This is a genomic window from Streptomyces sp. PH10-H1, from assembly GCF_030063355.1.
GTDB lineage: Bacteria > Actinomycetota > Actinomycetes > Streptomycetales > Streptomycetaceae > Actinacidiphila.
Map to the genome: position 1 here is coordinate 20310 of NZ_JASISZ010000008.1, position 25358 is coordinate 45667.

The following is a 25358-nucleotide window of genomic DNA, read 5'->3' on the forward strand; positions in this document are numbered from 1 at the left end:
AGGTCAGCCCTGAACCCCGAGCTTCTCCAGGACCAGTTCCCTGACGCGCTTGGCGTCGGCCTGGCCTCGGGTCAGCTTCATGACCGCGCCGATCAGGGCGCCGGCCGCCGCGAGGTTGCCGGCACGGATCTTGTCCGCGACGGCGGCGTTGGCCGCGATCGCCTCGTCCACGGCCGCGCCGAGCGCGCCCTCGTCCGAGACGACCTTGAGACCGCGCTTCTCGACGACCTCGTCCGGCTCGCCCGCACCATCGAGGACACCCTCGATGACCTGGCGGGCCAGCTTGTCGTTGAGCGAGCCCTCGGCGACCAGGGCCGCGACACGCGCGACCTGGGCCGGGGAGATGCCGAGATCGGCCAGTTCGGTACCGGTCTCGTTGGAGCGGCGGGCCAGCTCGCCCATCCACCACTTACGCGCCTGGTCGGCGGCGGCGCCCGCGTCGATCGTCGCGGTGATCAGGTCGATCGCGCCCGCGTTGAGCGCGGACTGCATCTCGTGGTCGGAGATGCCCCACTCGGTCTTGAGCCGGTCGCGCCGCACCCGCGGCAGCTCGGGCAGACCGCCGCGGAGCTCCTCGACCCAGTCACGGGCCGGGGCGATCGGGACCAGGTCGGGCTCCGGGAAGTACCGGTAGTCCTCGGCGTTGTCCTTGATCCGGCCGGCGGTCGTGGAGCCGTCCTCCTCGTGGAAGTGCCGGGTCTCCTGGACGATCGTGCCGCCGGAGTTGAGCACCGCCGCGTGCCGCTGGATCTCGTAGCGCGCGGCCCGCTCGACCGAACGCAGCGAGTTGACGTTCTTGGTCTCCGAGCGGGTGCCGAACTCCTTGCGGCCGATGGGGCGCAGCGACAGGTTCACGTCGCAGCGCATCTGGCCCTGCTCCATGCGCGCCTCGGAGACGTCCAGCGCCTTGATGAGCTCGCGGAGCTCGGCTACGTACGCCTTGGCGACCTCGGGTGCCCGCGAACCTGCTCCTTCGATCGGCTTGGTGACGATCTCGATGAGCGGGATGCCGGCCCGGTTGTAGTCGAGCAGCGAGTGCGAGGCGCCGTGGATACGGCCCGTCGCGCCGCCGACATGGAGGGACTTTCCGGTGTCCTCCTCCATGTGGGCGCGCTCGATCTCGACCCGGAAGGTCTCGCCGTCCTCCAGCGCGACATCCAGATAGCCGTTGAAGGCGATCGGCTCGTCGTACTGCGAGGTCTGGAAGTTCTTCGGCATGTCCGGGTAGAAGTAGTTCTTCCGCGCGAAGCGGCACCAGGTCGCGATCTCGCAGTTCAGCGCGAGACCGATCTTGATGGCCGACTCGACGCCGATCTCGTTGAGCACCGGCAGCGCGCCGGGCAGGCCCAGACAAGTCGGGCAGGTCTGGGAGTTGGGCTCGGCGCCGAGGGTGGTCGAGCAGCCGCAGAACATCTTCGTCCTCGTGCCGAGCTCGACGTGGACCTCAAGGCCCATCACCGGGTCGTACACCGACAGAGCGTCCTCGTAGGACTCCAGGTCCATGACGGTCACAGTTCCTCTACCTCTCAGTCCGCCAGGACGTCGTCGTCGCCGAGAACGCGCAGCTCGCGGACGAGCAGCGCCAGTCCGGTGGCGATGGCGGCGGCGCTGATCACGGCGTCGGCCAGCATCAGCCGGTCGCCCTCGCCCTTGGCGTTACGCGCCTGCTTGATGGTGCTCACGGCGCCGAAGAGCGTGGTGCCGATCGAGATGTACAGGCCGAGCCGGCTCTTCTTGAAGCCCTTGACCTTCTTCAGCGTGCTCACAGCGCGGGTGCCTCCTCAAGCAGCGGGTGGCCCCATCGTCCGGTGAGCGCGGCCTCGACCGCCGCACCGACCCGGTAGAGCCGGTCGTCGGCCATGGCCGGGGCGATGATCTGCAGCCCGACCGGAAGCCCGTCCTCGGGGGCGAGGCCGCACGGGATGGACATCGCCGCGTTGCCCGCCAGGTTGGACGGGATGGTGCACAGGTCGGCGAGGTACATCGCCATGGGGTCGTCCACGCGCTCACCGATCGGGAACGCGGTGGTCGGGGTGGTCGGCGAGACCAGCACGTCCACCCGGCCGAAGGCGGTCTCGAAGTCCCGCGTGATCAGGGTGCGGACCTTCTGCGCCGAGCCGTAGTACGCGTCGTAGTAGCCGGAGCTGAGCGCGTACGTGCCCAGGATGATGCGGCGCTTGACCTCGTCGCCGAAGCCGGCCTCGCGGGTCAGCGCGGTGACCTCCTCGGCGGACTTCGTGCCGTCGTCGCCGACCCGCAGGCCGTAGCGCATGGCGTCGAAGCGGGCCAGGTTGGACGAGGCCTCGGACGGCGCGATCAGGTAGTAGGCGGGCAGCGCCAGCGTGAACGAGGGGCAGGAGATCTCCACGATCTCGGCGCCCAGCTCGCGCAGCAGCTCCACGGACTCGTTGAAGCGCTGCATGACGCCGGCCTGGTAGCCCTCGCCGCCGAACTCCTTGACGACGCCGATCCGCATGCCCTTGACGTTGCCGTTGCGGGCCGCCTCGACGACGGCCGGGACCGGTGCGTCGATGGACGTCGAGTCGAGCGGGTCGTGGCCGGCGATCGCCTCGTGCAGCAGCGCCGCGTCCAGCACCGTACGGGCGCAGGGCCCGCCCTGGTCGAGGGAGGAGGAGAAGGCGACCATGCCGTAGCGGGAGACGCCGCCGTAGGTCGGCTTGACGCCGACCGTGCCGGTGACGGCCGCGGGCTGGCGGATCGAGCCGCCGGTGTCGGTGCCGATCGCGAGCGGCGCCTGGTAGCTGGCGAGCGCCGCGGACGAGCCGCCGCCGGAGCCGCCGGGGATCCGGGTGAGGTCCCACGGGTTGCCGGTCGGACCGTAGGCGCTGTTCTCGGTCGAGGACCCCATGGCGAATTCGTCCATGTTGGTCTTGCCGAGGATGACGATGCCCGCGTCCTTGAGGCGCTTGGTCACCGTCGCGTCGTACGGCGGGATCCAGCCCTCGAGGATCTTCGATCCGACGGTGGTCGGGATCCCCTTGGTGGCGAAGATGTCCTTCAACGCGAGCGGGACGCCGGCCAGCGGGCCGAGCTTCTCGCCCTTGGCACGCCGGTCGTCGACGGCGCGGGCGGCACTCAGCGCGCCCTCGGTGTCGACGTGCAGGAAGGCGTGCACCTTCTCGTCGATCGCGCCGATGCGGTCCAGGTGGGCCTGGGCGACATCGACGGCGGAGGTCTCGCCGGAGGCGACGGCGGCCGCGGTCTCGGCCGCGGTGAGCCTGGTCAGGTCGGTCATGGTGATTAGTCCTCCCCCAGGATCTGCGGCACCTTGAAGCGCCCCTGCTCCTGCGCCGGGGCGCCGGAGAGCGCCTCGGCCGCGGTCAGCGACGGCCGGACCACGTCCGGGCGCATGACATTGGTCAGCGGCAGCGCGTGGGAGGTCGGGGGTACGTCCTCGCCGGCCACCTCGGATACGCGGGCGACCGCGCCGATGATCACGTCGAGCTGCTCGGCGAAGTGGTCGAGCTCTTCGTCCTTCAGCTCAAGACGCGACAGCCGGCCGAGGTGGGCGACCTCCTCGCGTGTGATGCCAGGCATGCAGCGATCCTCTGGGGGTGAGTTCGATGGTTTCGCGCCCAATCCTATGGGGGCGAGCCCCTGGCGACGAAACGGTTTGGGCCACGGGCCCTCAGCTGCTTGGGCCACGGGCCCTCGGCTGCCGGTGGCGGGGCCCGGAGCTACGGTACGGCCTGCCCGGACGGCTGGTCCGCGTCCGCCACCGGGGCGTGCTCCGGCTCCGGCTCGCGCTCCAGCGCGTTGGGGCGCCGCCAGCCGTGTTCACCGCGGGCGCGCAGCCAGGCGGTCGCCTCGTCGGGCGGCATCGCGGCGGCGACCAGCCAGCCCTGTACGGCGTCGCAGCCCAGGTCCCGCAGCCGCTCCCAGGTCTCGTCGTCCTCGACGCCCTCGGCGACCACCAGCAGGCCGAGGGAGTGCGCCAGGTCCACGGTGCAGCGGACGATCTCCGCGTCCTCGTTGTCGAGGACCAGCCGGGCCACGAACGAGCGGTCGATCTTCAACTCGCTGACCGGCAGTTTGCGCAGGTGGACCAGGGAGGAGTAGCCGGTGCCGAAGTCATCGAGCGACATCTTCACACCGTGCCCGGTCAGTCCCGCCATGGTGTCGGCGGCCCGCTGCGGGTCCTCCAGCAGCACGTGTTCGGTTATCTCCAGTTGGAGCGAGCCCGGCGGGACGCCGTGCCGGGCGAGACGGGCGGCGACGGCTCCCGCGAAGCCGGGACTGTGCACGTCACGCGGCGACACGTTCACCGCGACCGGCACGTCCAGGCCCATCTTCCGCCAGCGGGCGACCTGGCCCAGCGCCGTCTCCAGGACGTACTCCGTCAGCTGGGGCATCAGGCCCGAGGTCTCCGCCATGGCGATGAACTCCTCGGGATTGACCCGGCCGCGCTGCGGGTGCTCCCAGCGCACCAGCGCCTCCAGGCCGGCGATCTTCCCGTCGAAGCAGACCTTCGGCTGATAGTGGAGTTCGACGTCACCGGCGTCCAGCGCGCGGCGCAGATCACCCAACAGGCCCAGCCGGTCCGGGGTGTTGCCGTCCCGGGTGGCCTCGTAGACCTCGACGCCGCTGCGGTCGCGCTTGGCCTGGTACATCGCCACATCGGCGCGGCGCAGCAGCCCTTCGGCGTCCACCGCGTGGTCCGGGAAGACGGCGACTCCGGCGCTGGCCTCCAGCACGAGGGTCAGTCCGTCCAGGCTCAGCGGTGAGCCGAGGGCGGCCACCAGGGCGCGGGCGATGCGCTGGGCGCGGGTCGGGGAATCGCAGCAGGGCAGCAGGACGGCGAACTCGTCGCCGCCCAGCCGGGCCGCCTCGGCGCCACGCGGCAGCGCGAGCCGCAGCCGGTCGGCGACCTGCAGCAGCAGCCGGTCACCGGCAAGATGGCCGAGGGTGTCATTGACGGAACGGAACTTGTCCAGGTCGATCAGGATCAGCGCCGTACGTTCGCCCTTGCGTTCGGCGTCGTCCAGCGCGGTCCAGGCCCGTTCCAGCAGCCACTGCCGGTTGGGAAGGCCGGTCAGCGGGTCGCGCAACTGCTCCTCGGCGCGGGCGTGCGCGATCCACAGCGTGGAGTCCAGGGCGACGAGCGGGACGGCGAACAGCGGAAGCAGCACCGGCATGTCACAGCCGACGACCAGTATCAGCGGGGACAGTCCGAGTAGCGCGACGCCCACCATGCCCTGGCGCATCAGCGCGGTACGGGCCACGGTCGGCAGACCGCCGCCGCGCGGCGCAACCGCGTACCAGAGCAGTGCGCGAGTGGCGGTCAGATAGGCCAGAGCGGTGACGACGATCGCCGGACCGGCCGCCAGGCCCCACTCCTCGGGGTGCCAGGGCTGTGCCACGGAAGGGTGGATGCCGAAGCAGGCAAGGGTCAGCGAGGCGGTGCCGACGCCGAGTATGTCCACCGCGCCGTGCAGCAGCGCCTGGCGCCAGCGGTGCCTGCGGGCGGCGCCGACCAGGACCACGACGGCCAGGCTGACCAGTACCGAGGGCACCCAGCCGTAGAGCAGCAGCATCGCCAGGGTGAGGGCCGCGCCGGAGCCGGTGCCGCCCCACCAGCGGTCCCGGCCCATCGCCACCAGATGGCCGACGATGATGCCGGTGAGGACGGCGAACGCCCAGCCGACCGTGCCGCCGGGGAAGAGCGCACGCCCCTCATGAACGGTGCTCAGGACACCGGCTGCCAGCGCGAGCGCCGCGACAGCCACCACGGCTATGCGTAATACCGCCGGAGGTAGTACCGGCGCGGCCGGCCAACGCAGCCGCTGCGCCGGTCCGGCGCCCTCCGTCGGTTCCATTCCTGTCCCTCTCACAGCCTGGTGCGACACCTGCGTCCACCGCGCCCGTGCCTGCGGCGGAAACCCGCAAAAGCTGCTGGAGGGTTCATGCCCCTCCGGCGCGCTTCTCAACAGTAGGCCGCGAAAGGCTGCCCCGGGCACCGATCGACCGTGGTTGCCCGAATGGGATCCGCGCATCCGGAACGTTTCCCTTGTAGGCCGAACGGGTGATGGGGGCCCGGCTATTCTTCCGGGTTGACCGCGGCCTCCCGTGCGGCCTCCGCTCCCTCCGCGAGCAGCACCGCGAAGCCCGCCTCATCGAGCACCGGAACCTTCAGCTGAACGGCCTTGTCGTACTTCGAGCCGGGGTTGTCGCCCACCACCACGAAGTCCGTCTTCTTGGAGACCGAACCGGTGACCTTCGCCCCGCGAGCGGCCAGCTGCTCCTTAGCGCCGTCCCTCGTGTGACTGGCGAGGGTGCCGGTGACGACGACGGTGAGCCCTTCGAGCGGCCGGGGGCCCTCGTCGGAGCCCTCCTCGGTGAACTTCACCCCGGCGGCACGCCACTTCTCGATGATCTCCCGGTGCCAGTCCTCGGCGAACCACTGCTTGACCGACGCCGCGATGGTGCCCCCGACGCCGTCCACGGCCGCCAGTTCCGCCTCCTCCGCGTCCCTGATCCGGTCCAGGTCCCGGAACTCCCGGGCCAGCGCCTCGGCCGCGACGGGGCCGACATGACGGATCGACAGCCCGGTGATGATCCGCGCCAGCGGCCGGTCCTTGGCCGCCGCGATGTTCTCCAGCATGGCGAGGGCGTTCTTCTTCGGCTCGCCCTGCTGGTTGGCGAAGAAGGTGACGATCTTCTCCTCGCCGGTCTTGACGTCACGCTTGGGCAGGCCGGTGTCCTGGTCCAGGACGTACGACCGGATCGGCAGCAGCTCCTCGATCTTCAGATCGAACAGGTCGCCCTCGTCCTTCAGCGGCGGCTCCGCGGGCGGCAGCGGCTGGGTGAGCGCGGTGGCCGCGACATAGCCGAAGTTCTCGATGTCCAGGCACTTGCGGCCCACCAGATAGAAGATGCGCTCGCGCAACTGGGCCGGGCAGTAACGGGCGTTGGGGCACCGCAGGTCGATGTCCCCCTCCTTCATCGGCTGCAGTGCGCTGCCGCAGGCCGGGCACTCGGCCGGCATCACGAACTCGCGCTCACTGCCGTCCCGCAGATCGACGACGGGTCCGAGGATCTCCGGGATCACATCGCCGGCCTTGCGCAGCACCACGGTGTCGCCGATGAACACGCCCTTGGCCTTGACGACCTCCTGGTTGTGGAGGGTCGCGAACTCGACCTCGGACCCGGCAACGGTGACCGGCTCGACGACCGCGTACGGCGTGACGCGGCCGGTGCGGCCCACGCCCACCCGGATGTCGACCAGTTTGGTGTTGACCTCCTCGGGCGCGTACTTCCAGGCGATGGCCCAGCGCGGGGCGCGCGAGGTCGATCCGAGCCGGCCCTGGAGCGGGATCTCGTCGACCTTGACGACGACGCCGTCGATCTCGTGCTCGACGTCGTGCCGGTGCTCGCCGTAGTAGGCGATGAACTCCCGCACCTCGTCGAGGGAACCGACGACCTTGTTGTACTTGGCGGTGGGCAGGCCCCACTCGTGCAGCAGTTGGTACGCGTGCGACTGGCAGTCGATGTCGAAGCCCGCCCGGGCTCCGATGCCATGGACCACCATGCGCAGCGGACGGGTGGCGGTGACCCGGGGGTCCTTCTGTCTGAGCGATCCGGCCGCGGCGTTGCGCGGGTTGGCGAAGGGCTTGTCGCCCGCCTCCACCAGGCGTGCGTTCAGCTCCTCGAACTTCTCGCCGGGGAAGTACACCTCGCCGCGGATCTCCACGAGCTCCGGGATCAGGCTGCCGGAGAGCCGGTCCGGGATGTCGGCGATGGTGCGGACGTTCGGCGTGATGTCCTCGCCGGTGCGGCCGTCGCCGCGGGTGGCGGCGCGGGTCAGCCGCCCGTGCTCATAGGTGAGGTTGACAGCGAGGCCGTCCACCTTCAGCTCGCACAGGAAGTGGTACGGGATGCCTTCCAGCTCGGCGGCGACCCGCTCCGCCCAGGCCGACAGCTCCTCGTCGTCGAAGGCGTTGTCCAGCGACAGCAGCCGCTCGCGGTGCACGACCGAGGTGAAATCCGTCTGGTAGGCCCCCGCGACCTTCTGCGTGGGCGAGTCCGGAGTGCGCAGGCCGGGGTGCTCGTCCTCGATCGCTTCCAGCCGCCGCAGCAGCTTGTCGAACTCGGCATCGCTGACGACCGGTGCGTCGTTGACGTAGTAGCGGAAGCGGTGCTCCTCGACCTTCTCGGCCAACTGAGCGTGCTGCTCGCGCACTTCGGCAGGAATCTCCACGGCGGTCCTGTCCTTCCTCACTCAGGGTTGTCGACGAGCGAACGGGCCGCCTTGGCGCAATGCACCAGCGCGGCACGGGCGTAGGCCGGTGAGGCCCCCGCCAGACCGCATGAGGGGGTGATGGCCACAGAGGTGCCCAACACCCCCGGATCCAGCCCCAGCCTGCGCCAAAGCGCCCGAACACCACTCACGCTACCGGCAGGGTCCGACAACCCGGTGTCCGTCCCCGGCACGACACCGGCGAACAGCGCCGTACCGCCTTCGACCGCCTCACCGAACGCGTCCCAGTCACTCTCCGTCAGCAGCGAGAAATCGAACGAGACGCCCGCGACCCCGGCGCGCCGCAGCATCCGGAAGGGGACGTCCGGCGCGCACGAGTGGACGATCACCGGTGTCGCGACCGCCTCCGCGAGGTCGCGGATCGTATCCTCGGCCACCTGCCGGTCCACCATCCGGTACGTCCGGTATCCGCTCGCCGTCCTGACGTGCCCGCGCAGCACGGCGGTCAGCGAGGGCTCGTCCAGCTGCAGTACGGGCTCGGCGCCGGGCACCCGGCGGCGCAGGTCCGCCAGATGCAGCCGCAGCCCCTCGGTGAGGGATGCGGCCAGGTCACGGCAGGCGCCGGGGTCGCCGAGCGCCGCCTCTCCGTTGAGCCGCTCGACCGACGCGGCGAGCGTCCACGGCCCGACCGCCTGCACTTTCAGCGGGCCCTGGTACCCCTGGGTGAACTCCTCCAGCGCGTCCAGGTCCTCCCCCAGCCAGGCCCGGGCCCGGCGGGTGTCCCGCCCCGGCCGGTCCCCGAACCGCCAGCCGCTGGGCTCCACCCGGGCGTACAGCTCGACCAGCATCCCGAGGGAGCGCCCGATCATGTCCGCGCCGGGCCCCCGCGCGGGCAGTTCCGGCAGGAACGGCAGCGCCTCCACCGCCCCGGTGGCGGTTCGCGCGGCCTCCCGCGCATCACCCCCGGGCATCGATCCGATACCGGTCGCGGCACCTGCGGGCAGCCTGAACTTCGCATCCGTACTCACCCACGAAGCGTACGAGACCAGCAGGCCCCGAACGCCCACGGCGCAGGGCCCGCACCCCTACGTGACCAGCACATCCGCTGGATCGAACGGGAGGGGGACGGGCCCGCAGGGGTGGGGGTCCGAAATGCTGCCGTGTATTTGTGGGCCGCCAGGCACGTAAATATACGATTTCGGACCCACCCCTGCGGGCCCGGCCCCCGGCCCCCGCCGGTCAGTGACGGCTCAGCGGCCGGGGCGGATCGTCAGGTCGTTGATCTCGGCGTCGCGGGGGAGGTCGAGTGCGGTGAGGATCGCGGTGGCGACCGACTCCGGGTCGATCCAGCGCGAGGCGTCGTACTCCGCGCCCTCCTGGTGGTGCACCTTCTCCTGCATCGGGGTCGCGGTACGCCCGGGGTAGACGCTGGTCACCCGGACGCCGTTGCCGTGCTCCTCCTGGCGCAGCGCGTCGGCCACCGCCTTGAGGCCGTGCTTGCTGGCCGCGTACACCCCCCAGTTCGCGTGCGCGGCGAGCCCGGCGCCGGAGTTCACGAAGACCACCTGGCCGTGCGACATACGCAGCTGGGGCAGGACCAGACGGGTCAGCTCGGCGGGCGCGATCAGGTTCACGGCGAGGGTCTGCTGCCAGACCTTCGCGGTCAGCTCCCCGATCCCGCCGAGTTCCACGACCCCCGCGATGTGCAGCAGCGAATCGAGCCGGTCCGGCAGCGCCTGGTGCGCGAACGCCCACGAGAGCCTCGCCGGTTCCGCCAGATCGCCGACCAGGGTGCGGGCGCCGGTGAAGCGCGACGCGAGTTCCTTGGCGCGACCCGCGTCCCGGGCGAGGAGCAGCACCTCGTCACCGCGGTCCAGGAGCCGCTGGGCGACAGCGGCGCCGATGCCGGAACCGGCGCCGGTGATCAGATGCGTACTCACGCGTTCTCCTCCAGGTATGCCATGGCCGCCGCGCCGTTCTCGGCGAAGAAGACCAGGTTGCTCAGGGGCAGCGGCAGGAAGCCTTCGGCGTCCATCCGCTGGAGTTGCAGTTTGAGGCCGTCGTAGAACCCCGCCGCGTTCAGCAGCACGACCGGCTTGGTGTGCAGGCCGTGCTTCTTCAGTTCTAGGATCTCGGTCGCCTCGTCCAGCGTGCCGGTGCCGCCGACCATGATGACGATGGCGTCCGACCTGGCGAGCAGCTGCGCCTTGCGCTCCGCGAGATCCTTGGTGATCAGCATTTCGTCGGCGTTCTTGCGGGCTTTGGTGTGCAGGAACTCCACGGATACGCCGACGAGCCGGCCGCCGTTGTCCTGCACGCCGTCCGCCACGACCTTCATGAGGCCGGACTCCGAGCCGCCCCACACCAGGGTGTGGCCGCCCTTGCCGATCAGCGCGGCGAATTCGCGGGCCGGGCCCGTATAGCGCTCATCGAGATCGGCGGCGGACAGAAACACACAGATGTTCATGCCCGCCACCCTACGAGGCGGCGCCGCTGTGTTTTACGCCTGGCTGCCGGCCGCGGCGCGCGCCCGCTGAGTGGTGGCGATGGTCGCGGAGCCCACGACGCGGGTGCCGTCGTAGAGGACGACGGCCTGGCCGGGGGCGATGCCGCGCACCGGCGCACCGTCGAAGTCGACCCGCAGCTCGCCGTCGACCAGCTCGGCGGTGACGGGAACGTCCTCGCCGTGGGCGCGCAGCTGCGCGGTGTACGTGGCGCGGCCGGTGGGCGGGGTGCCGCACCAGCGGGGCTTGATGGCGGTGAGGGCGGTGATGTCCAGGGCCTCGACCGGGCCGACCGTGACCGTGTTGTTCACCGGGGAGATGTCCAGGACGTAGCGCGGCTTGCCGTCGTCGGCCGGGGTGCCGATGCGCAGGCCCTTGCGCTGCCCGATGGTGAAGCCGAACGCGCCGCTGTGAGTGCCGAGGCTGGTGCCGTCCTCGTCGAGGATCTCGCCCTCGGCGCTGCCGAGGTGCTTGGCGAGGAAGCCCTGGGTGTCGCCGTCGGCGATGAAGCAGATGTCGTGGCTGTCCGGCTTCTTGGCGACGGCGAGATCGCGGCGCTCGGCCTCGGCGCGGATCTCGCCCTTGGTGGTGAGGGTGTCGCCGAGCGGGAACATCGCGTGCGCGAGCTGCCGCTCGTCGAGCACGCCGAGCACATAGCTCTGGTCCTTCGCCGCGTCCGAGGCGCGGTGCAGCTCGCGGGTGCCGTCGTCGTTGATCACGACGGTCGCGTAGTGGCCGGTGCACACGGCGTCGAAGCCGAGTGCGATCGCCTTGTCCAGCAGCGCCGCGAACTTGATCTTCTCGTTGCAGCGCAGGCACGGATTCGGCGTGCGGCCGGCCGCGTACTCCGCGACGAAGTCGTCGACGACGTCCTCGCGGAAGCGGTCGGCCAGGTCCCACACGTAGAACGGGATGCCGATGACGTCGGCTGCGCGCCGGGCGTCTCGGGAGTCCTCGACCGTGCAGCAGCCGCGGGCGCCGGTACGGAAGGACTGCGGGTTCGCGGAGAGGGCCAGGTGGACGCCGGTGACGTCGTGGCCGGCCTCGGCGGCTCGGGCCGCGGCGACCGCGGAGTCGACGCCGCCGCTCATGGCGGCCAGGACGCGCAGGCGACGTCCGTCGCCGGGGAAGTCAGTCATAACCCCTCCAGAGTACGTTGCGCCTCCGGCGCGGTTCGACGGGATTACCGGCCCCGGCCGGTTCGCCCTTGCGGCGACCTTGCCGATTCGCCCCGGCCCGGGGCGGATGCTGCCCTCAAACGCCGGGCGGGCTGCTTGTGGCAGCGCCGGCCCACGGTCAACCGGCCGACTGCGCCTGCGGCGGGCGGGCTGATTCGGCTCGGCTCAGCCGGAGACCCGCGGCTCGGCCCGGCGGCCCCGGAGCCATCGGCAGGATGTCAGCTCAGGCCTGCCTTGCGGGCGCGGGCCACCACCGGGGCGATGGCGGTGGCGAGGGTGTCGATGTCGGACTGGGTGGTGGTGTGGCCGAGGGAGAAGCGGAGGGAGCCTCGGGCCCGGTCGGCGGGCTGGCCCATGGCCAGGAGGACGTGGCTGGGCTGGGCGACGCCCGCGGTGCAGGCGGAGCCGGTGGAGCAGGCGATGCCCTGGGCGTCGAGGAGGAGCAGGAGGGAGTCGCCCTCGCAGCCGGGGAAGGTGAAGTGGGCGTTGGCGGGCAGCCGGCCCTCCGGGGACGGGTCGCCGTTGAGTACGGCGTCCGGGACGGCGGCGAGGACCTTCGCCACCAGGTCGTCACGGAGCGCTCCGGCCTCCCGTGCGAACTGCTCGCGCCGCTCGGCGGCGAGCGCGCCGGCCGCGGCGAAGGCCGCGATGGCGGGGGTGTCGAGGGTGCCGGAGCGGCTGCGTTCCTGGCCGCCGCCGTGCAGCAGCGGGACGGGCGCGTGGTCGCGGCGCAGGACGAGCGCGCCGACGCCGTAGGGTCCGCCGATCTTGTGGCCGGTCACGGTCATGGCGTCGAGGCCGGACGCGGCGAAGTCGACCTCGATCTGGCCGAACGCCTGGACCGCGTCGGCATGCAGCGGAACCCCGTACTCGTGTGCGACGGCGGCGAGTTCGCGGACCGGCATGATCGTGCCGACCTCGTTGTTGGCCCACATCACGGTCGCGAGGGCGACGTCGTCGGGGTCGCGTTCGATCGCCTCGCGCAGCGCGTCGGCGTGCACCCGCCCGTACGCGTCGACCGGCAGCCAGTCGACGCGGGCCCCCTCGTGCTCGACGAGCCAGTCGACGGCGTCGAGTACGGCATGGTGCTCGACGGGGCTGGCCAGCACCCGTACCCGCTGGGGGTCGGCGGCCCGGCGGGACCAGTACAGGCCCTTGACGGCGAGGTTGTCGGACTCGGTCCCGCCGCCGGTGAAGACGATCTCGCTCGGGCGCGCGCCGAGCGCCGCGGCGAGCGATTCCCTGGACTCCTCGACGGTGCGGCGGGCCCGCCGCCCGGGCGCGTGCAGCGAGGAGGCGTTGCCGGTGACCGTGAGGTGCGCGGTCATCGCCTGCACCGCTTCCGGGAGCATCGGCGTGGTGGCGGCGTGGTCGAGGTAGGCCATGATGAGGCCGATTCTACGGTCGCGTAGGCAACTCTCAGGCCATGAGGGCCCGGGCGAGCTGACGGGACTGCGCGACCAGGCGGTTCCCGCTGTCCCAGACCTGGGCGTCCTCCTCCAGGAAGCCGCCGGCCAGGTTGCGGGTGGTGATGGCGACGCGCAGCGGACCCGGCGCGGGGCGGCAGCGGATGTGGACGGTCAGCTCCACGGTCGGGACCCAGCCGCGGATGCCGAGGTCGAAGGCGGTCGGCGGGAGGGCGTCCACGGTGAGCAGCAGGGAGAGCGGGTCGTGGTCGCGGCCGTCGGCGAGGCCGAGCCAGCCGCGCATGTCGCCCTTGCCGGAGGGCGAGCCGATGGCCCAGCCGGAGGTGGCGGGGTCGATCCGCAGGTCGAGGCGTTGAACGATGGCGGTGGATCCGGCGATGGCGCCGCCGCCGGGAGCCGCGTCGGCGCCGAAGCACTCGTCGTAGGGCGGTATAGCGGGGACGGTGGCGGTGGTACGTACGTCGTCCGGCAGCGCGTCGAGGTCGCCGTAGGCCGCGATGACCCGGATCCGCTCGACCTCCCGGCCGTCGGCGCCGGTCTGGAAGAGCGACGCCTGGCCGGTGGACAGGGTGCGGCCGGCCCGGACGGTCTCGGTGCGGATGGTCGCGGGACCGGGCTGGGAGGCGGTCAGATAGTGCGCGGTGACGGTGAACGGATCGGTGTGCGGCAGCGCCTGCTGGAGGGCGCGGCCGATGACGGCGAGCAGATAGCCGCCGTTGACGGCCTGGATGATGGTCCAGCCGGCCGAGAGGTCGGCGTCGTAGACGCCGGGCTCGCCGGGTCGCGGGGCGACCGCGGTGTCCCGGTCGAATTCGCTGTCCCCGATGGTCGCCTGAGCCGTCGTATATGCCATGGACCGAATGTTACCCGCGAGTAGCACCGTCTTGTCCAGCCTTTCCGCCCGGCTGGTCAGCCGATCCTGCACATCAACGGCGGCGCGGGCGCTGGGGCGGTGAGTCCGCACCGGCCGTTCCAGCCCTAGACCAGGTCCTGGGCCTCCTCGTCCCGCGCCCGGCTCCTGCGGTGCCAGGCTCGGGGCGCGCGCCAGCCGAAGTACATGGCGCACAGCCGCAGCACGAAGGCGCTGATGATCGCGACGCCGCTGGTGACGCCGTTCAGCGCGTCGAACCTGATCAGCAGCGCCGCCATGATCGCGCCGACCATGGCGGGGACGGCGTAGAGGTCGCGGTCCCAGCGGAGCAGGGACGGCACCTCGTTGGCGAGGAGGTCGCGCAGTACGCCGCCGCCCCCCGCCGTGGCGAGGCCGAGGGCGGCGGACGGGACGAGGCCGAGGCCGTGGTCGTGCGCCTTGATGGTGCCGGTGACGCAGAACAGGCCGAGCCCGGCCGCGTCGAAGACGTTGACGGTGGTGTTGATCCGCTCGACCTCCGGGTGCAGGAAGAACACCAGCACCGTGGCGAAGAGCGGGGTGATGAAGTAGCCGAGGTCACTGAAGGCGGCGGGCGGTACGGCGCCGATCATCAGGTCCCGGAACAGCCCCCCGCCCAGCGCGGTCACCTCGGCGAGTACGGCCATGCCGAACACGTCGTAGTTCTTGCGGACGGCGGCCAGCGCGCCGGAGATCGCGAAGACGAAGATGCCGACGATATCGAGCGTGTGCTGGACGGAGGGACTGAAGAGTTCCGAGATCACGCCATATGTTCTCCTATGACAGGGCCGGCTTGCCCGGGGTGGCGAGCCACGTACGGAAGAGGCCGTCGAGCCGCATGCCCGACACCTTCTCCGCGAGCGCGGTGAACTGGGCCGTGTCGGCGTTCCCGTACCGGTGCTGCGAGGTCCAGGTCTTGAGCAGCGTGAAGAAGGCGGCGTCGCCGATCTTGTCGCGCAGCATCTGGAGGGTCATCGCGCCGCGCTGGTAGACCGCGCTGGAGAACATCGTGTCGCGCTGCGGGTCGGAGACCGTGATCTGCCAGAAGGGGGCGGTGCCGGCACGGCTGTTGTACGCGGCGAGGAAGGAATCGTGGGCGGAACGGGTGCCCTTGTGCTCGGCCCACAGCCACTGGGCGTAGGTCGCGAAGCCCTCGTTCAGCCAGATGTCCTTCCACTGCTCGACGCTGACCGAGTCGCCGAACCACTGGTGGGCCAGCTCATGGACGATCGTGGTCTCGGAGCGGACGGCGGAGTAGACCGGCTTGGTCTGCACCTCCAGCGAGAACCCCGCTTCCGGCATGTCGTCGACGATCGCGCCGGTCTCCTCGAAGGGATAGCGGCCGAAGACCGTGGACCAGTAGTCGGTGGCTTCCGCGGTGACCGCGTAGACGTCCACCGGGCCGTTGGCGAGGACCGGGTCGGTGGCGACGTAGATGGGGATGCCGCCGGGCGTGGTCCCGGTCCTGACGTCGAACTTCCCGATGCTGGCGGTCGCGAGATAGGTGGCCATCGGCTTGGACTCGCGCCAGGTGGAGACGGTGCGGTCGCCCTTGTCGTACTGGGAGGTCAGCACGCCGTTGGAGACGCCCTTCAGGCCCTTGGGAGCGCTGATCCGGATGTCGAAGGTGGCCTTGTCGGACGGATGGTCGCTGCCCGGGAACCAGGTCGAGGCGGCGTTGGGCTCGCAGGCGACGAAGACACCGTCGGTGGTCTTCATCCAGCCGTAGTGCGACCCGAAGACTATGGGGCCGCCGAGCGGCTCCGGCACCCCGCCGTAGACGACGGTGGTGGTGAACTCCTGCCCCTTGCGCAGCGCGTGGCGCGGGGTGATGACGATCTCGTCGCCGCTGCGGGTGAACCGGGCCGGCCTGCCGTCCACGCTGACCGAGGCGACCGTGAGCTGCTGCAGGTCGAGGTCGAAGGAGGACAGGTTCTCGGTGGCCCGGGCGGTGACGGCCGCCCGGCCGTCGAGGCGGTCACTGACCGGGTTGTAGGACACGTCGAGGCCGTAGTGCCGGACGTCGTAACCGCCGTTGCCGAGCTGCGGGAAGTACGGGTCCCCGATGCCGGGGGCGCCGGGAGCGGGAGCGTGGGAGTAGCCGGCCGCCGACGGCGGGGCGCCGGAGATCAGACAGGCCGACACGCTGATGACAGCGAGGGCGGAGCCGAGGAGACGAGCCGGACGGGAGGGTGCCATGGATCTGCCCTTCGACGCGTACAGTGACGCGCCGACTCTGCACCCTCCCGCTCCGTCATGACCATGACTTTTCGTTATGTCGTCATGCACTAACGGCAGTTGGCTGATTACCGCCGCTCTATACAGAGACGACCTCCGGACCCGCCTCCGCGGGCTGATTCTCCGGGTGGTGGCACGCCACCTCGTGCCCGGGGGCCAGCGCGATCAGGGGCGGCTCCTGCGTGCCGCACACCTCGGTCGCCTTCCAGCACCGGGTGTGGAAGCGGCAGCCGGACGGCGGGTTGATCGGCGACGGCACATCGCCGGACAGCAGGATCCGCTCGCGCGACGTGCGCCGCTTCGGGTCCGGCACCGGCACCGCGGACAGCAGCGCGTTGGTGTACGGATGCATCGGCTTGGCGTAGAGCGCTTCGCGGTCCGCGACCTCCACGACCTTGCCGAGGTACATCACCGCGATCCGGTCCGAGACGTGCCGGATGACCGACAGGTCGTGCGCGATGATCACGTACGTCAGCCCGAGTTCGGTCTGCAGGTCGTCCAGCAGATTGACCACCTGCGCCTGGATCGAGACGTCCAGCGCCGAGACCGGCTCGTCCGCCACGACCAGCTTCGGCTTGAGGGCGAGTGCCCGCGCGATGCCGATGCGCTGCCGCTGCCCGCCGGAGAACTCGTGCGGATAGCGGTTGTAGTGCTCGGGGTTGAGGCCGACGAGCTCCAGGAGGTCCTGCACCGCCTTCTTCACGCCCGACTCCGTCGCCACCTTCTGGAGCTTGAACGGGGCTCCGACGATGGTGCCGATCGTGTGCCGCGGATTGAGCGAGGAGTACGGGTCCTGGAAGATCATCTGCACATCGCGGCGCAGCGGGCGCATCTCCCCCACGCTCAGATGGGTGATGTCCCGGCCCTGGAACTCGATCTTCCCGCTGGTGGGTTCCAGCAGCCGGGTGATCAGCCGCCCCATGGTGGACTTGCCGCAGCCCGACTCCCCCACCACGCCGAGCGTCTGGCCGGGCGCCACCTGCAGATCGATACCGTCGACCGCCTGGACGGCGCCGACCTGCCGGCGCAGCAGCCCCTTGGTGATCGGGAAGTGCTTGACCAGGCCGGTCACCCTGAGCAGGGGCTCCGCGGTGGCCTGCTGGGGGATCTTCACGTCTTCTTGAGGCACGGCCTGGTCCTTCACAGCTTGGGCGCAATCTCTTCGGTCCAGATCCGGTTCCGGTCCTCCTGGCCGAGGTGGCAGGCCGACCAGTGCCCGGCCGCGGTCTCCCGCAGTTCCGGCACGATCGTCTCGCTGGAGCCGCCGTTGAGCTCGGCATAGGGGCAGCGGGGATGGAAGGCGCAGCCGGACGGCACATTGATCAGGCTGGGCGGGGCGCCCTTGACCGGATTGAGCCGGTCGGCCCGCTCACGGTCCATCCGCGGCATGGAGCCCAGCAGGCCCCAGGTGTAGGGGTGCTGCGGTTCGGTGAAGACCTTCTCGGCCGTTCCCCGCTCGACGCACCGGCCCGCGTACATCACCAGCAGGTCGTCGGCCAGTTCCGCGACCACGCCCAGGTCGTGGGTGATCATGATGACCGCGGAGCCGAACTCCTTCTGCAGATCGCGGATCAGGTCCAGGATCTGCGCCTGCACGGTGACGTCCAGTGCGGTGGTCGGCTCGTCCGCGATGAGCAGTTCGGGGTTGTTGACCAGCGCCATCGCGATCATCGCGCGCTGGCGCATCCCGCCGGAGAACTGGTGGGGATAGTCGGCGATCCGCTGGTGCGGCTCCGGGATGCCGACCCGGTCCAGCATCTCGATCGCCCGTTTGCGGGCGGCCTGCTTGCTGACGTCCTGGTGCACCCGGTGGGCCTCGACGATCTGCGCGCCCACCGTGTAATAGGGGTGCATCGCCGACAGCGGGTCCTGGAAGATCATCGCCATCTTCCGGCCGCGCAGCCGCCGCACATGATCGGGGTCGGCGCCGATCAGCTCCTCGCCGTCCAGCCACACCTCGCCGGAGATCTTGGCCTTGGCGGTCCGGTGCAGGCCCATGATGCCCAGCGAGGTGACGGACTTGCCCGAGCCGGACTCGCCGACGATGCCGAGCGTCCGGCCGCGCTGGAGGTCAAAGCTGATCCCGTCGACCGACTTGACCAGGCCGTCGTCGGTATTGAAATGGATCTTCAGATCGCGTACCGCCAGGAAGGACTCCTCGGCGTCCGGCCGGGCGGTGAGCACCGGCTCGCCGACCGTGGCGGGCACGCTGTCCTTCCGGAACGGGTCGCTGCCGGCCGTGCTCACGAATACCTCACCCTGGGGTCGATAGCGGCGTACAGCAGGTCCACCAGGAGACTGCACATGACGATGAAGAAGGCCGTGACCAAGGTGACGCCGAGCACGATGGGCAGGTCGTTGTCCTTGATCCCGTCGACCGCGTAGGCCCCGATCCCCTTGAGGGAGAAGACGTTCTCGGTGATGACCGCACCGCCGATCAGCAGGCCGAAGTCCATGCCGAAGATCGTGACGATCGGGGTGAGCGCCGCCCGCAGCCCGTGCTTGGCGACCACCTTGCTCTCCCGCAGGCCCTTGGCCCGGGCGGTGCGGATGTAGTCCTCGCCCATCGTCTCCAGCATTCCGGCGCGGGTGAGCCGGGCGTAGAGAGCGGAGTAGAGGAAGGCCAGGCTGCACCAGGGCAGGACCAGATTCCAGGCCCACAGGGCCGGATCGTCCGTGAAGGGTACGAACTGGACGTTGGTCCAGATGTGCCACTCGTACTGGAAGATGCCCAGGCCGAGCATGCCGGTGAAGAAGGTCGGCAGTGAGACGCCGGCCAGCGCCACGCTCATCGCGAAGCGGTCGAAGAACGAGCCGCGCTTGAGGGCCGACAGCACACCGATCGCCACACCGGTGATCACCCAGATCACGGCCGCGCCGATGGCCAGCGACAGTGTGATCGGCAGCCGGGACTTCAGTTCGGGCCAGACCTCGTTGTGGGTCTTGAAGGAGTAGCCGAAGCAGGGCGCGTGGCACACCGAGGCATCCGGGCCGAACGTGTAGTTCGCCCCGGCGACGATGCCCTTGATGAAGTGCCAGTACTGCTCGTACAGCGGCAGGTCGAACCCGAGGTTCTTCTTGACCGCCGCGATGGCGTCGGGGTTGGCGTCCTTGCCGACGTACTGGGTCGCCAACTGGGTGGTGGTCTGCCCGCCGAGTCGCGGGAGCAGGAAGAAGATCGCGAATGTGACCGCGCTGACGACCAGCAGCAGCAGCAAAGCGGCGATCACGCGTCGAATGATGTACGCAGTCACAGCCGTGCGGCGCCGGGGCCGCCGGGCCGGGGGTCACCCGGCCCGGCGGACACCGATGCCTTCACCTGCCTTCCGGTTACTTGGAGGAGCCCAGCAGCAGGTAGTCGTACATGCCCAGGTAGGCCTGGGTGACCGTGACGTTCGTCGCGGACGGCGGCCTGTAGAGCAGGTTCTTGCGGTACAGCAGCGGCACCACGGACGCGTTCTCCATGGTCAGCTTGTCGATGTCGCCCCACGCCTTGGTGCGGGCCGTGTTGTCGGTGGTGGCGATGGCGTCCGACAGGGCCTTGTTGATGGCCGGGTCGTTGAGCTCCATCAGGTTGTTGCCGCCCGAGGGCTTGATGGCGCTGCCGTCGATGATCTGGTCGAGGAAGCCGTAGCCGGTCGGCCAGTCGGCGCCCCAGGCCATCATCATCATGCCGAGGTCGTGGGAGTGGACGTAGTCCGGGACACCCGCGAAGTTGGAGAAGTACTTACCGGCCGGGAAGCTCTTGATGTTGGCCGTGATGCCGACCTGCTTCAGCGAGTTCTGGATCGCCGTGGCGGCCGCCATCTCGGAGGGCCGGTCGGAGCGGGCCGTGAGGTTGGTGGTGAAGCCGTTGGGCTGGCCGCAGGCGGTCAGCGCGGCCTTGGCCTTCGCCTGGTCGCCCTTGTTGCCAGGGGTCGGGTACAGGTCGAACTTGTTGTAGCCGTTGACCGACGGTGGCAGCAGCGTCGTGGCGACGTCGCCCTTCACGTTGCCGCCCGCCGCGGTCTGCACCGAGGTCTTGTCGATCGCCCATTGGACGGCCTTGCGGCAGTCGGGGTTGTCGAAAGGCTTCACATGGACGTTCAGCGCCAGATAGGACGTGGCTCCCGCGTAGGAGTTGTCCGTGCTCTTCTTGTTCTCCGACTTCAGCACCTGCGGCTGGCTCGCGGGCTGCACGCCCGCGCCGGCCGCGTCGACCGTGATGGTGCCGGCCAGCAGGTCCTTGTCGATCGTGACGCCGTTCACCTTGAACTTCATCGTGATCTTGTCCGGGAGCGCGGGGCGCAGCGGGTCGTTCTCCTTGGTCCACTGCGTGTTGCGCACCAGGACGGCGCTCTTGCCGTCCTCATAGGACTCGAACTTGTACGGGCCGGTCGACATGATGTGCTTCACGTACTGGGCACCGGTGTCCTTCGCCGCCGGCACGGGAGCCGTCTGCGAGAACGTCGCCAGGTAGTCGAAGTCCGCGAAGGGCTTGCTCAGGTGGAAGACGATCGTCGAGTCGTCCGGGGTCTCGATGGACGCGATCCCGTTGGGGTTCTTGTCCTTGTACGGACCCTTGTACGCGTCGCCGCCCTCGAGGTAGGCCTTGAAGTACGTCGGGCCGTTGGACAGTGCCTCCGGCGCGAAGTTGCTGCGCTCGACCGCGTACTTGACGTCCTTGGAGGTGACCGCGGTGCCGTCCTCGTACTTCACGCCCTTGCGCAGCGTGTAGGTCCAGGTCTTGGCATCGGGGCTGGCCTTGCCGAGGTCGGTGGCCAGGTCCGGGACGATCTTCAGGCCCTCGGCGCCGGCGGCCGGCTTGAAGGTGACCAGCGTGCGGCCGTACAGCCGGGAGAAGTTCTGCACCCAGCCGTAGTAGGTATTGCCCGGGTCGAGCGAGTCGGGCACGTCGGAGTGCTCGTAGGAGACCGTTCCGCCGGCCTTGTCGGTCTTGTTGACGATCTGGGTGAGGGCCGCGTCGGTACCGGCACCCGACCCCTTGTCACTGCTGGTGGTCTTGCTGCTGCTGCTGCATGCGGACGCTCCCAAGGCCAGAGCCGTGGCAAGCGCCAGCACCGCTGTCGCTTTTCTGCTGTTCATGCCGAGGAAAGCCCCCTCATTCGGTGGAGATACACAGCCGCGCGCGGAACATCGCGCCACGGGTCACTTGCTGCGGGGGTCGAGGGCGTCGCGCAGCCCGTCGCCCAGCAGGTTGAATGCCAGTACCGTGACGAAGATCGCCAGGCCGGGCACGATCATGTATTGCGGATCCGCCTCATAGAGGTCGATCGCGCTGGTGAGCATGCCGCCCCAGGACGATTGCGGCGGTGCGATACCGACCCCGAGGAAGCTCAGTGCCGCCTCGAAAATGATGTTGGTCGGGATCAGCAGCGTCGAATACACGAGGATCGGCGCCACAAGGTTGGGCAGCAGCTCGCGAAAGAGAATGAACGGACCGCGGGCGCCCAGGCTGCGGGCGGCTTCCACGAACTCGCGTTCTCGCAGGCTGAGGGTCTGCCCGCGCACAATTCGGCCCATGTAGGGCCAGTTGAAGAATCCGATGACGAAGATCAATACGCAGATACGCAGCGGCAGTCCGTCCAGTCCGAACGCGCCGTCCTGCAGTGATGCCGAAATGGAGATCGCGAAGAGCAGCAGCGGGAAGGCCAGGAAGGTGTCCATCAGCCGGCTGATGACGCTGTCCACCCAGCCGCCGTAGTAGCCCGCGATGACGCCGAGGACCGTGCCGATGACGTTGGACAGGATCGTCGCGCCGGTCGCCACGAGAAGCGAGACCCACGAGCCCTCGATGACACGGGCCAGCAGGTCGCGTCCGAACTGCGGATCGACACCCAGCGGGTGATCCCAACTCATGCCGCCCCAGGCGCCTTTGGGCGCGAGGAGTACCGGGTCGACGAGGTCCTGGTGGAACGCGTCGGGATCGAGTCCGAAGATCGACTCGATCGGCTTCGCCAGCACGGCCAGCAGCACCAGGAGGATCACGACGATGCCGCCGGCCACCGCCACCTTGTCGCGCCGGAAGCGCAGCCAGGCGATCTGGCCGAGGGATCGCCCCTCGATCTGACTCTTCTTGACCCCACTGAGAATGGCTTCGGGCTGTGCCTCGGCCTGTGAAGCAGTGGTCTCGATCGGTGCGGTCATGGTGAAACTGACCCCTCTCGCCGGCGGATAACCGGCGCGCGCCCGCCGCTGTAGCGGCTTTACTCATCAGTCGTGCTGCTGGTGCTGCGTCTTGCTCAATTGCAGAGATAACAGGCGTTGCAGGCGGTGCTGTTGGTACAGGCGAAACAGGTGAGAGCCGGGGCCGTGAGCCCCTTGCGGCGAGAGTCTTCATCCAGTTCGCGATCACCCGCCAGCCCCCAAAGCGAATGGATGCGCAACTGTGATGTAGTGAATCATCGTCCGTTATAGGGGCCCACCGGGGATGTACCGCGGATGTAACGTCGGCACATGAATGATCGGCTGCACGCGGTGTGCGACCTGATGATGCCCACAGTCCGGGAGATGGCCGGTCTGCACGAGTACGACGGACGGGTGCAGGATCTGTCACCCGACGGCGTCCGGCGCGGACTGTCCGCTCTCGCGCACGCCCGGCGCGCCCGCCCCGCGCCGCACGGCGGGCGCGAGCGTCATGACGACGCGCACCTGTCCGTCTTCGAGGAGTCCTTACGGGTCCAGTACGGCGAACTGGAGCTCCACCGCCGCGACCCGTACCCCCATCTGTCGAATCTCGAGCTCACCTCCTACGACCGGGAGTACGCCCCTCAGCAGGAGCGCTCCGCCGCCCGGCTGAAGCACCTCGCGCAGTGGCCGGAGGCGGTGGACGCGGCCATCACCTCACTCGACCGGGTGAGCGCGCCGGTGGCCGGGGCGCTGCTCGGCGCCGTACGCGGGCTGGCCGCCGATCTCCACCCCGGCCAGGGTCCCGAGGCCTCCGCGGCGCTCATCGCGCACGAGCGGCTGGTGGCTCATGTGGCCCGCGCCGCGAAGACCGGCGATCCCGACCCGCGGCTCGGCGGCGACGCGCTGGCGGCCCTCATGGGCGGCCAGGAGGGCCTGCCCGTCGACCTGCCGGCACTGGCGGACGAGGCGGCCCGCGAACGGGACCGGCTGACCGAGCTGCTGGCCGAATCCTGCCGTGCCCTCGACCCCCGGCGCGAGGTCGGTGAACTGATCCCGGAACTCCTCGCCGACCACCCCGGCGCCGACGGCGTCATCCCGGAGGCCGCCCGGCTGACCGAGGAGGTCATCGAGTTCACCCGCGCCAAACGGCTCGTGCCGTACCTGGACGGGGACTGCCTCGTCGGGCCCGCCCCGCCGTCGCGCCGCTGGTCGATGGCGATGATGACCTGGGCCGCCCCCGGGGAACCGGACGCCGCCTCCTGGTACCACGTCACTCCGCCGGAGCCGGAGTGGCCGGAAACCGAACGTGAGGAGTGGCTGACCGTTTTCAGCCGCACCAGCCTGCCCTCGATCACCGTCCACGAGGTCGCCCCCGGCCACTTCGCGCACGGGCGCGCACTGCGCCGCGCGCCCACTCCGGTACGGCGGGTGCTGCACTCCCTCTCCTTCTGCGAGGGGTGGGCCCACTATGTCGAGGAGGTCTGTCTCGAGGAGGGTTTCCGCGCCCGCGATCCGCGCTTCGCCATCGGCGTCGCCCTCGAAGCGCTGGTCCGCGTCACCCGGCTGTCCTGCGCCATCGGCCTCCACACCGGCGCGATGACGCTCGACGAGGCCACCCGGCTCTTCATGCGCGACGCCCATCTCGCCCGTGCGGGCGCCGTCTCAGAAGCGCGCCGCGGCACCTTCGACGCCGCCTACGGCCGTTACACCTGGGGCAAGCTGGAGATCATGCGGCTGCGCGAGCGAGCACGCCGCGACTGGGGATCCGGCTTCTCACTGGAGCGCTTCCACGGCGCGCTGCTCGGCCTGGGCAGCCCGCCGCTCGGCCTCATCGGCGCGGCACTCACGGGCGCGTAGTCCTCAGCTCCCCCAGATACCGCCGGGGTCGCGGCACTAACGCGGGGCCTGACCCTGGGGCCAGCCCTGCTGGGGCCAGCCCCAGGCGGCTGCCGGGGCGGGGCCCGCGACGGCGTGGGCCTCGCGGTCGAAGAAGGGCTGGCCGTTCATCCGCATCCACATCGCGACGGGGTCGTACTCGTCCGCCATCGCGACCGTGGAGACCGGCAGCCCGTCCGGCACGCCGCTGATGGACTGCTGCATCATCAGCCGTACCGCCTCCACCGCCTGCGGCGAGGAGTCGTACATGTCCAGGCCGATGGCGAGATACGGCTCGCCCAGGGCGGGCTGCACCCAGGCGCGGCGCAGCGACCGTACGGCCGGAGTCCGGTGGGCGTGCTGCGACAGCAGGGCGTAGAACTGCGGAATCTGCAGGGCGGGCTCGCCGATCTGCAGCGGGCCGGCCGGCAGCCGGTCCAGTCCGGTGGCGATACGGCGCAGATCCAGCCAGGGGATGCCGACCCCGCCGCCGGGAGCGTGCGGATTCAGCCACAGTCCCCAGCGCTCGGGGAAGAGGGCGGTCGCGATGTCACGTCCCGGCACGACCTCATGGGTGCGGTTCCAGCCGCTCGCGGAGAGCTCCTGCGCGGAGGTGACGCCCGGCGCGTACCCGTAGCCGTCGATCTCCATGTTCCCGTACTGGGCGTCGGGAGAGCCCGCCGCGCCCTGCCACAGCAGCATCCAGACCTGGCCGCCGGCCAGTGATGCGAGCAGGTTCTCGTAGGCGTCGAATCGTCCGGGCGCCACCTGCCGAAGCATCTGCTCGACGTGGCCGGCTGCCGCCGCACCGCCTTGCGCGCCCGCGATCACGTGGGTCCGCCCCTTCTCTCCGTCACCGGTGTCACCGGGTCCGGCGCACTCCCGTGCACCGCCCGCCAT

At 70.2% G+C, this 25358-nt stretch carries 21 protein-coding genes; 1 reads left to right on the forward strand and 20 read right to left on the reverse strand.

The genetic code is table 11. The annotated features are described in order from the left end of the window. Positions 1-3 precede the first annotated feature (3 nt). From gatB to QMK24_RS07770, 19 genes are all read right to left on the reverse strand, one after another. Positions 4-1512 carry an Asp-tRNA(Asn)/Glu-tRNA(Gln) amidotransferase subunit GatB gene (gatB, locus tag QMK24_RS07680; RefSeq protein ID WP_283464489.1) on the reverse strand — a complete coding sequence of 503 codons (1509 nt, stop codon included), beginning with the start codon at positions 1510-1512 and terminating at the stop codon, positions 4-6. 14 nt (positions 1513-1526) lie between these two features. Continuing rightward, the gene (locus tag QMK24_RS07685; protein WP_283464491.1) at positions 1527-1766 is read right to left on the reverse strand and encodes a hypothetical protein; all 240 of its coding nucleotides are present in this window, start codon (positions 1764-1766) and stop codon (positions 1527-1529) included. Continuing rightward, positions 1763-3256, reverse strand: coding sequence for an Asp-tRNA(Asn)/Glu-tRNA(Gln) amidotransferase subunit GatA (gatA, locus tag QMK24_RS07690; RefSeq protein WP_283464492.1), 1494 nt, complete (start codon positions 3254-3256; stop codon positions 1763-1765). The genes QMK24_RS07685 and gatA overlap by 4 nt, the downstream gene beginning before the upstream one ends. Before the next feature lie 5 nt (positions 3257-3261). Then, the gene (gene gatC / locus QMK24_RS07695) at positions 3262-3558 is read right to left on the reverse strand and encodes an Asp-tRNA(Asn)/Glu-tRNA(Gln) amidotransferase subunit GatC (protein ID WP_283464493.1); all 297 of its coding nucleotides are present in this window, start codon (positions 3556-3558) and stop codon (positions 3262-3264) included. Positions 3559-3698: 140 nt separating this feature from the next. Then, a complete protein-coding gene (locus tag QMK24_RS07700) occupies positions 3699-5837 on the reverse strand; it encodes a putative bifunctional diguanylate cyclase/phosphodiesterase (RefSeq protein WP_283464494.1) in 2139 nt (712 codons plus the stop codon). A gap of 221 nt (positions 5838-6058) precedes the next feature. Next, the gene (gene ligA, locus QMK24_RS07705) at positions 6059-8218 is read right to left on the reverse strand and encodes an NAD-dependent DNA ligase LigA (protein WP_283464495.1); all 2160 of its coding nucleotides are present in this window, start codon (positions 8216-8218) and stop codon (positions 6059-6061) included. 17 nt (positions 8219-8235) lie between these two features. Next, positions 8236-9246 carry a methionine synthase gene (locus QMK24_RS07710; RefSeq protein WP_283464498.1) on the reverse strand — a complete coding sequence of 337 codons (1011 nt, stop codon included), beginning with the start codon at positions 9244-9246 and terminating at the stop codon, positions 8236-8238. A gap of 222 nt (positions 9247-9468) precedes the next feature. Further along, positions 9469-10158: an SDR family oxidoreductase gene (locus tag QMK24_RS07715; RefSeq protein ID WP_283464500.1), complete on the reverse strand. Its 690-nt coding sequence runs from the start codon at positions 10156-10158 to the stop codon at positions 9469-9471. Next, the gene (locus QMK24_RS07720; RefSeq protein ID WP_283464502.1) at positions 10155-10685 is read right to left on the reverse strand and encodes an LOG family protein; all 531 of its coding nucleotides are present in this window, start codon (positions 10683-10685) and stop codon (positions 10155-10157) included. The genes QMK24_RS07715 and QMK24_RS07720 overlap by 4 nt, the downstream gene beginning before the upstream one ends. Positions 10686-10718: 33 nt before the next feature. After that, positions 10719-11861, reverse strand: coding sequence for a tRNA 2-thiouridine(34) synthase MnmA (gene mnmA / locus QMK24_RS07725; protein ID WP_283464504.1), 1143 nt, complete (start codon positions 11859-11861; stop codon positions 10719-10721). A gap of 257 nt (positions 11862-12118) precedes the next feature. Next, entirely contained in the window at positions 12119-13285 is a 1167-nt protein-coding gene (locus QMK24_RS07730) for a cysteine desulfurase family protein (protein WP_283464505.1), read from the reverse strand. A 34-nt stretch (positions 13286-13319) separates the two neighbouring features. Continuing rightward, on the reverse strand, positions 13320-14180 hold the full coding sequence (locus QMK24_RS07735; protein ID WP_283464506.1) for a thioesterase family protein: 861 nt from the start codon (positions 14178-14180) through the stop codon (positions 13320-13322). A gap of 125 nt (positions 14181-14305) precedes the next feature. Further along, positions 14306-14980 carry a trimeric intracellular cation channel family protein gene (locus QMK24_RS07740; RefSeq protein WP_283464507.1) on the reverse strand — a complete coding sequence of 225 codons (675 nt, stop codon included), beginning with the start codon at positions 14978-14980 and terminating at the stop codon, positions 14306-14308. Positions 14981-14993: 13 nt separating this feature from the next. Next, on the reverse strand, positions 14994-16415 hold the full coding sequence (locus QMK24_RS07745; protein WP_283464509.1) for a M1 family metallopeptidase: 1422 nt from the start codon (positions 16413-16415) through the stop codon (positions 14994-14996). A gap of 118 nt (positions 16416-16533) precedes the next feature. Further along, the gene (locus QMK24_RS07750) at positions 16534-17583 is read right to left on the reverse strand and encodes an ABC transporter ATP-binding protein (RefSeq protein WP_283464510.1); all 1050 of its coding nucleotides are present in this window, start codon (positions 17581-17583) and stop codon (positions 16534-16536) included. Between the two features lie 11 nt (positions 17584-17594). After that, positions 17595-18662, reverse strand: coding sequence for an ABC transporter ATP-binding protein (locus tag QMK24_RS07755; protein WP_283464632.1), 1068 nt, complete (start codon positions 18660-18662; stop codon positions 17595-17597). Between the two features lie 35 nt (positions 18663-18697). Then, the gene (locus QMK24_RS07760) at positions 18698-19708 is read right to left on the reverse strand and encodes an ABC transporter permease (RefSeq protein ID WP_283464511.1); all 1011 of its coding nucleotides are present in this window, start codon (positions 19706-19708) and stop codon (positions 18698-18700) included. A gap of 76 nt (positions 19709-19784) precedes the next feature. Beyond that, positions 19785-21539 (reverse strand): ABC transporter substrate-binding protein, encoded by a 1755-nt coding sequence (locus QMK24_RS07765; protein WP_283464512.1) that lies wholly within the window; start codon positions 21537-21539, stop codon positions 19785-19787. 63 nt (positions 21540-21602) lie between these two features. Then, positions 21603-22601 (reverse strand): ABC transporter permease, encoded by a 999-nt coding sequence (locus QMK24_RS07770; RefSeq protein WP_283464513.1) that lies wholly within the window; start codon positions 22599-22601, stop codon positions 21603-21605. Between the two features lie 309 nt (positions 22602-22910). On the opposite strand from QMK24_RS07770, the gene QMK24_RS07775 reads away from it, so the two are divergent. Then, positions 22911-24440: a DUF885 family protein gene (locus tag QMK24_RS07775; protein WP_283464514.1), complete on the forward strand. Its 1530-nt coding sequence runs from the start codon at positions 22911-22913 to the stop codon at positions 24438-24440. 36 nt (positions 24441-24476) lie between these two features. Here the strand turns inward: QMK24_RS07775 and QMK24_RS07780 are convergent, their stop codons facing one another. After that, positions 24477-25238: an enhanced serine sensitivity protein SseB C-terminal domain-containing protein gene (locus tag QMK24_RS07780; RefSeq protein ID WP_283464633.1), complete on the reverse strand. Its 762-nt coding sequence runs from the start codon at positions 25236-25238 to the stop codon at positions 24477-24479. Between the last annotated feature and the right edge of the window lie 120 nt (positions 25239-25358).

Coding starts and splice junctions, on each gene's coding strand:
- gatA (WP_283464492.1), bottom strand. CDS start 3,256: ATGACCGACCTGACCAGGCTCACCGCGGCCGAGACCGCGGCCGCCGTC.
- gatC (WP_283464493.1), bottom strand. CDS start 3,558: ATGCCTGGCATCACACGCGAGGAGGTCGCCCACCTCGGCCGGCTGTCG.
- QMK24_RS07700 (WP_283464494.1), bottom strand. CDS start 5,837: ATGGAACCGACGGAGGGCGCCGGACCGGCGCAGCGGCTGCGTTGGCCG.
- QMK24_RS07720 (WP_283464502.1), bottom strand. CDS start 10,685: ATGAACATCTGTGTGTTTCTGTCCGCCGCCGATCTCGATGAGCGCTAT.
- mnmA (WP_283464504.1), bottom strand. CDS start 11,861: ATGACTGACTTCCCCGGCGACGGACGTCGCCTGCGCGTCCTGGCCGCC.
- QMK24_RS07730 (WP_283464505.1), bottom strand. CDS start 13,285: ATGGCCTACCTCGACCACGCCGCCACCACGCCGATGCTCCCGGAAGCG.
- QMK24_RS07735 (WP_283464506.1), bottom strand. CDS start 14,180: ATGGCATATACGACGGCTCAGGCGACCATCGGGGACAGCGAATTCGAC.
- QMK24_RS07745 (WP_283464509.1), bottom strand. CDS start 16,415: ATGGCACCCTCCCGTCCGGCTCGTCTCCTCGGCTCCGCCCTCGCTGTC.
- QMK24_RS07765 (WP_283464512.1), bottom strand. CDS start 21,539: ATGAACAGCAGAAAAGCGACAGCGGTGCTGGCGCTTGCCACGGCTCTG.
- QMK24_RS07770 (WP_283464513.1), bottom strand. CDS start 22,601: ATGACCGCACCGATCGAGACCACTGCTTCACAGGCCGAGGCACAGCCC.
- QMK24_RS07775 (WP_283464514.1), top strand. CDS start 22,911: ATGAATGATCGGCTGCACGCGGTGTGCGACCTGATGATGCCCACAGTC.
- QMK24_RS07780 (WP_283464633.1), bottom strand. CDS start 25,238: ATGCTTCGGCAGGTGGCGCCCGGACGATTCGACGCCTACGAGAACCTG.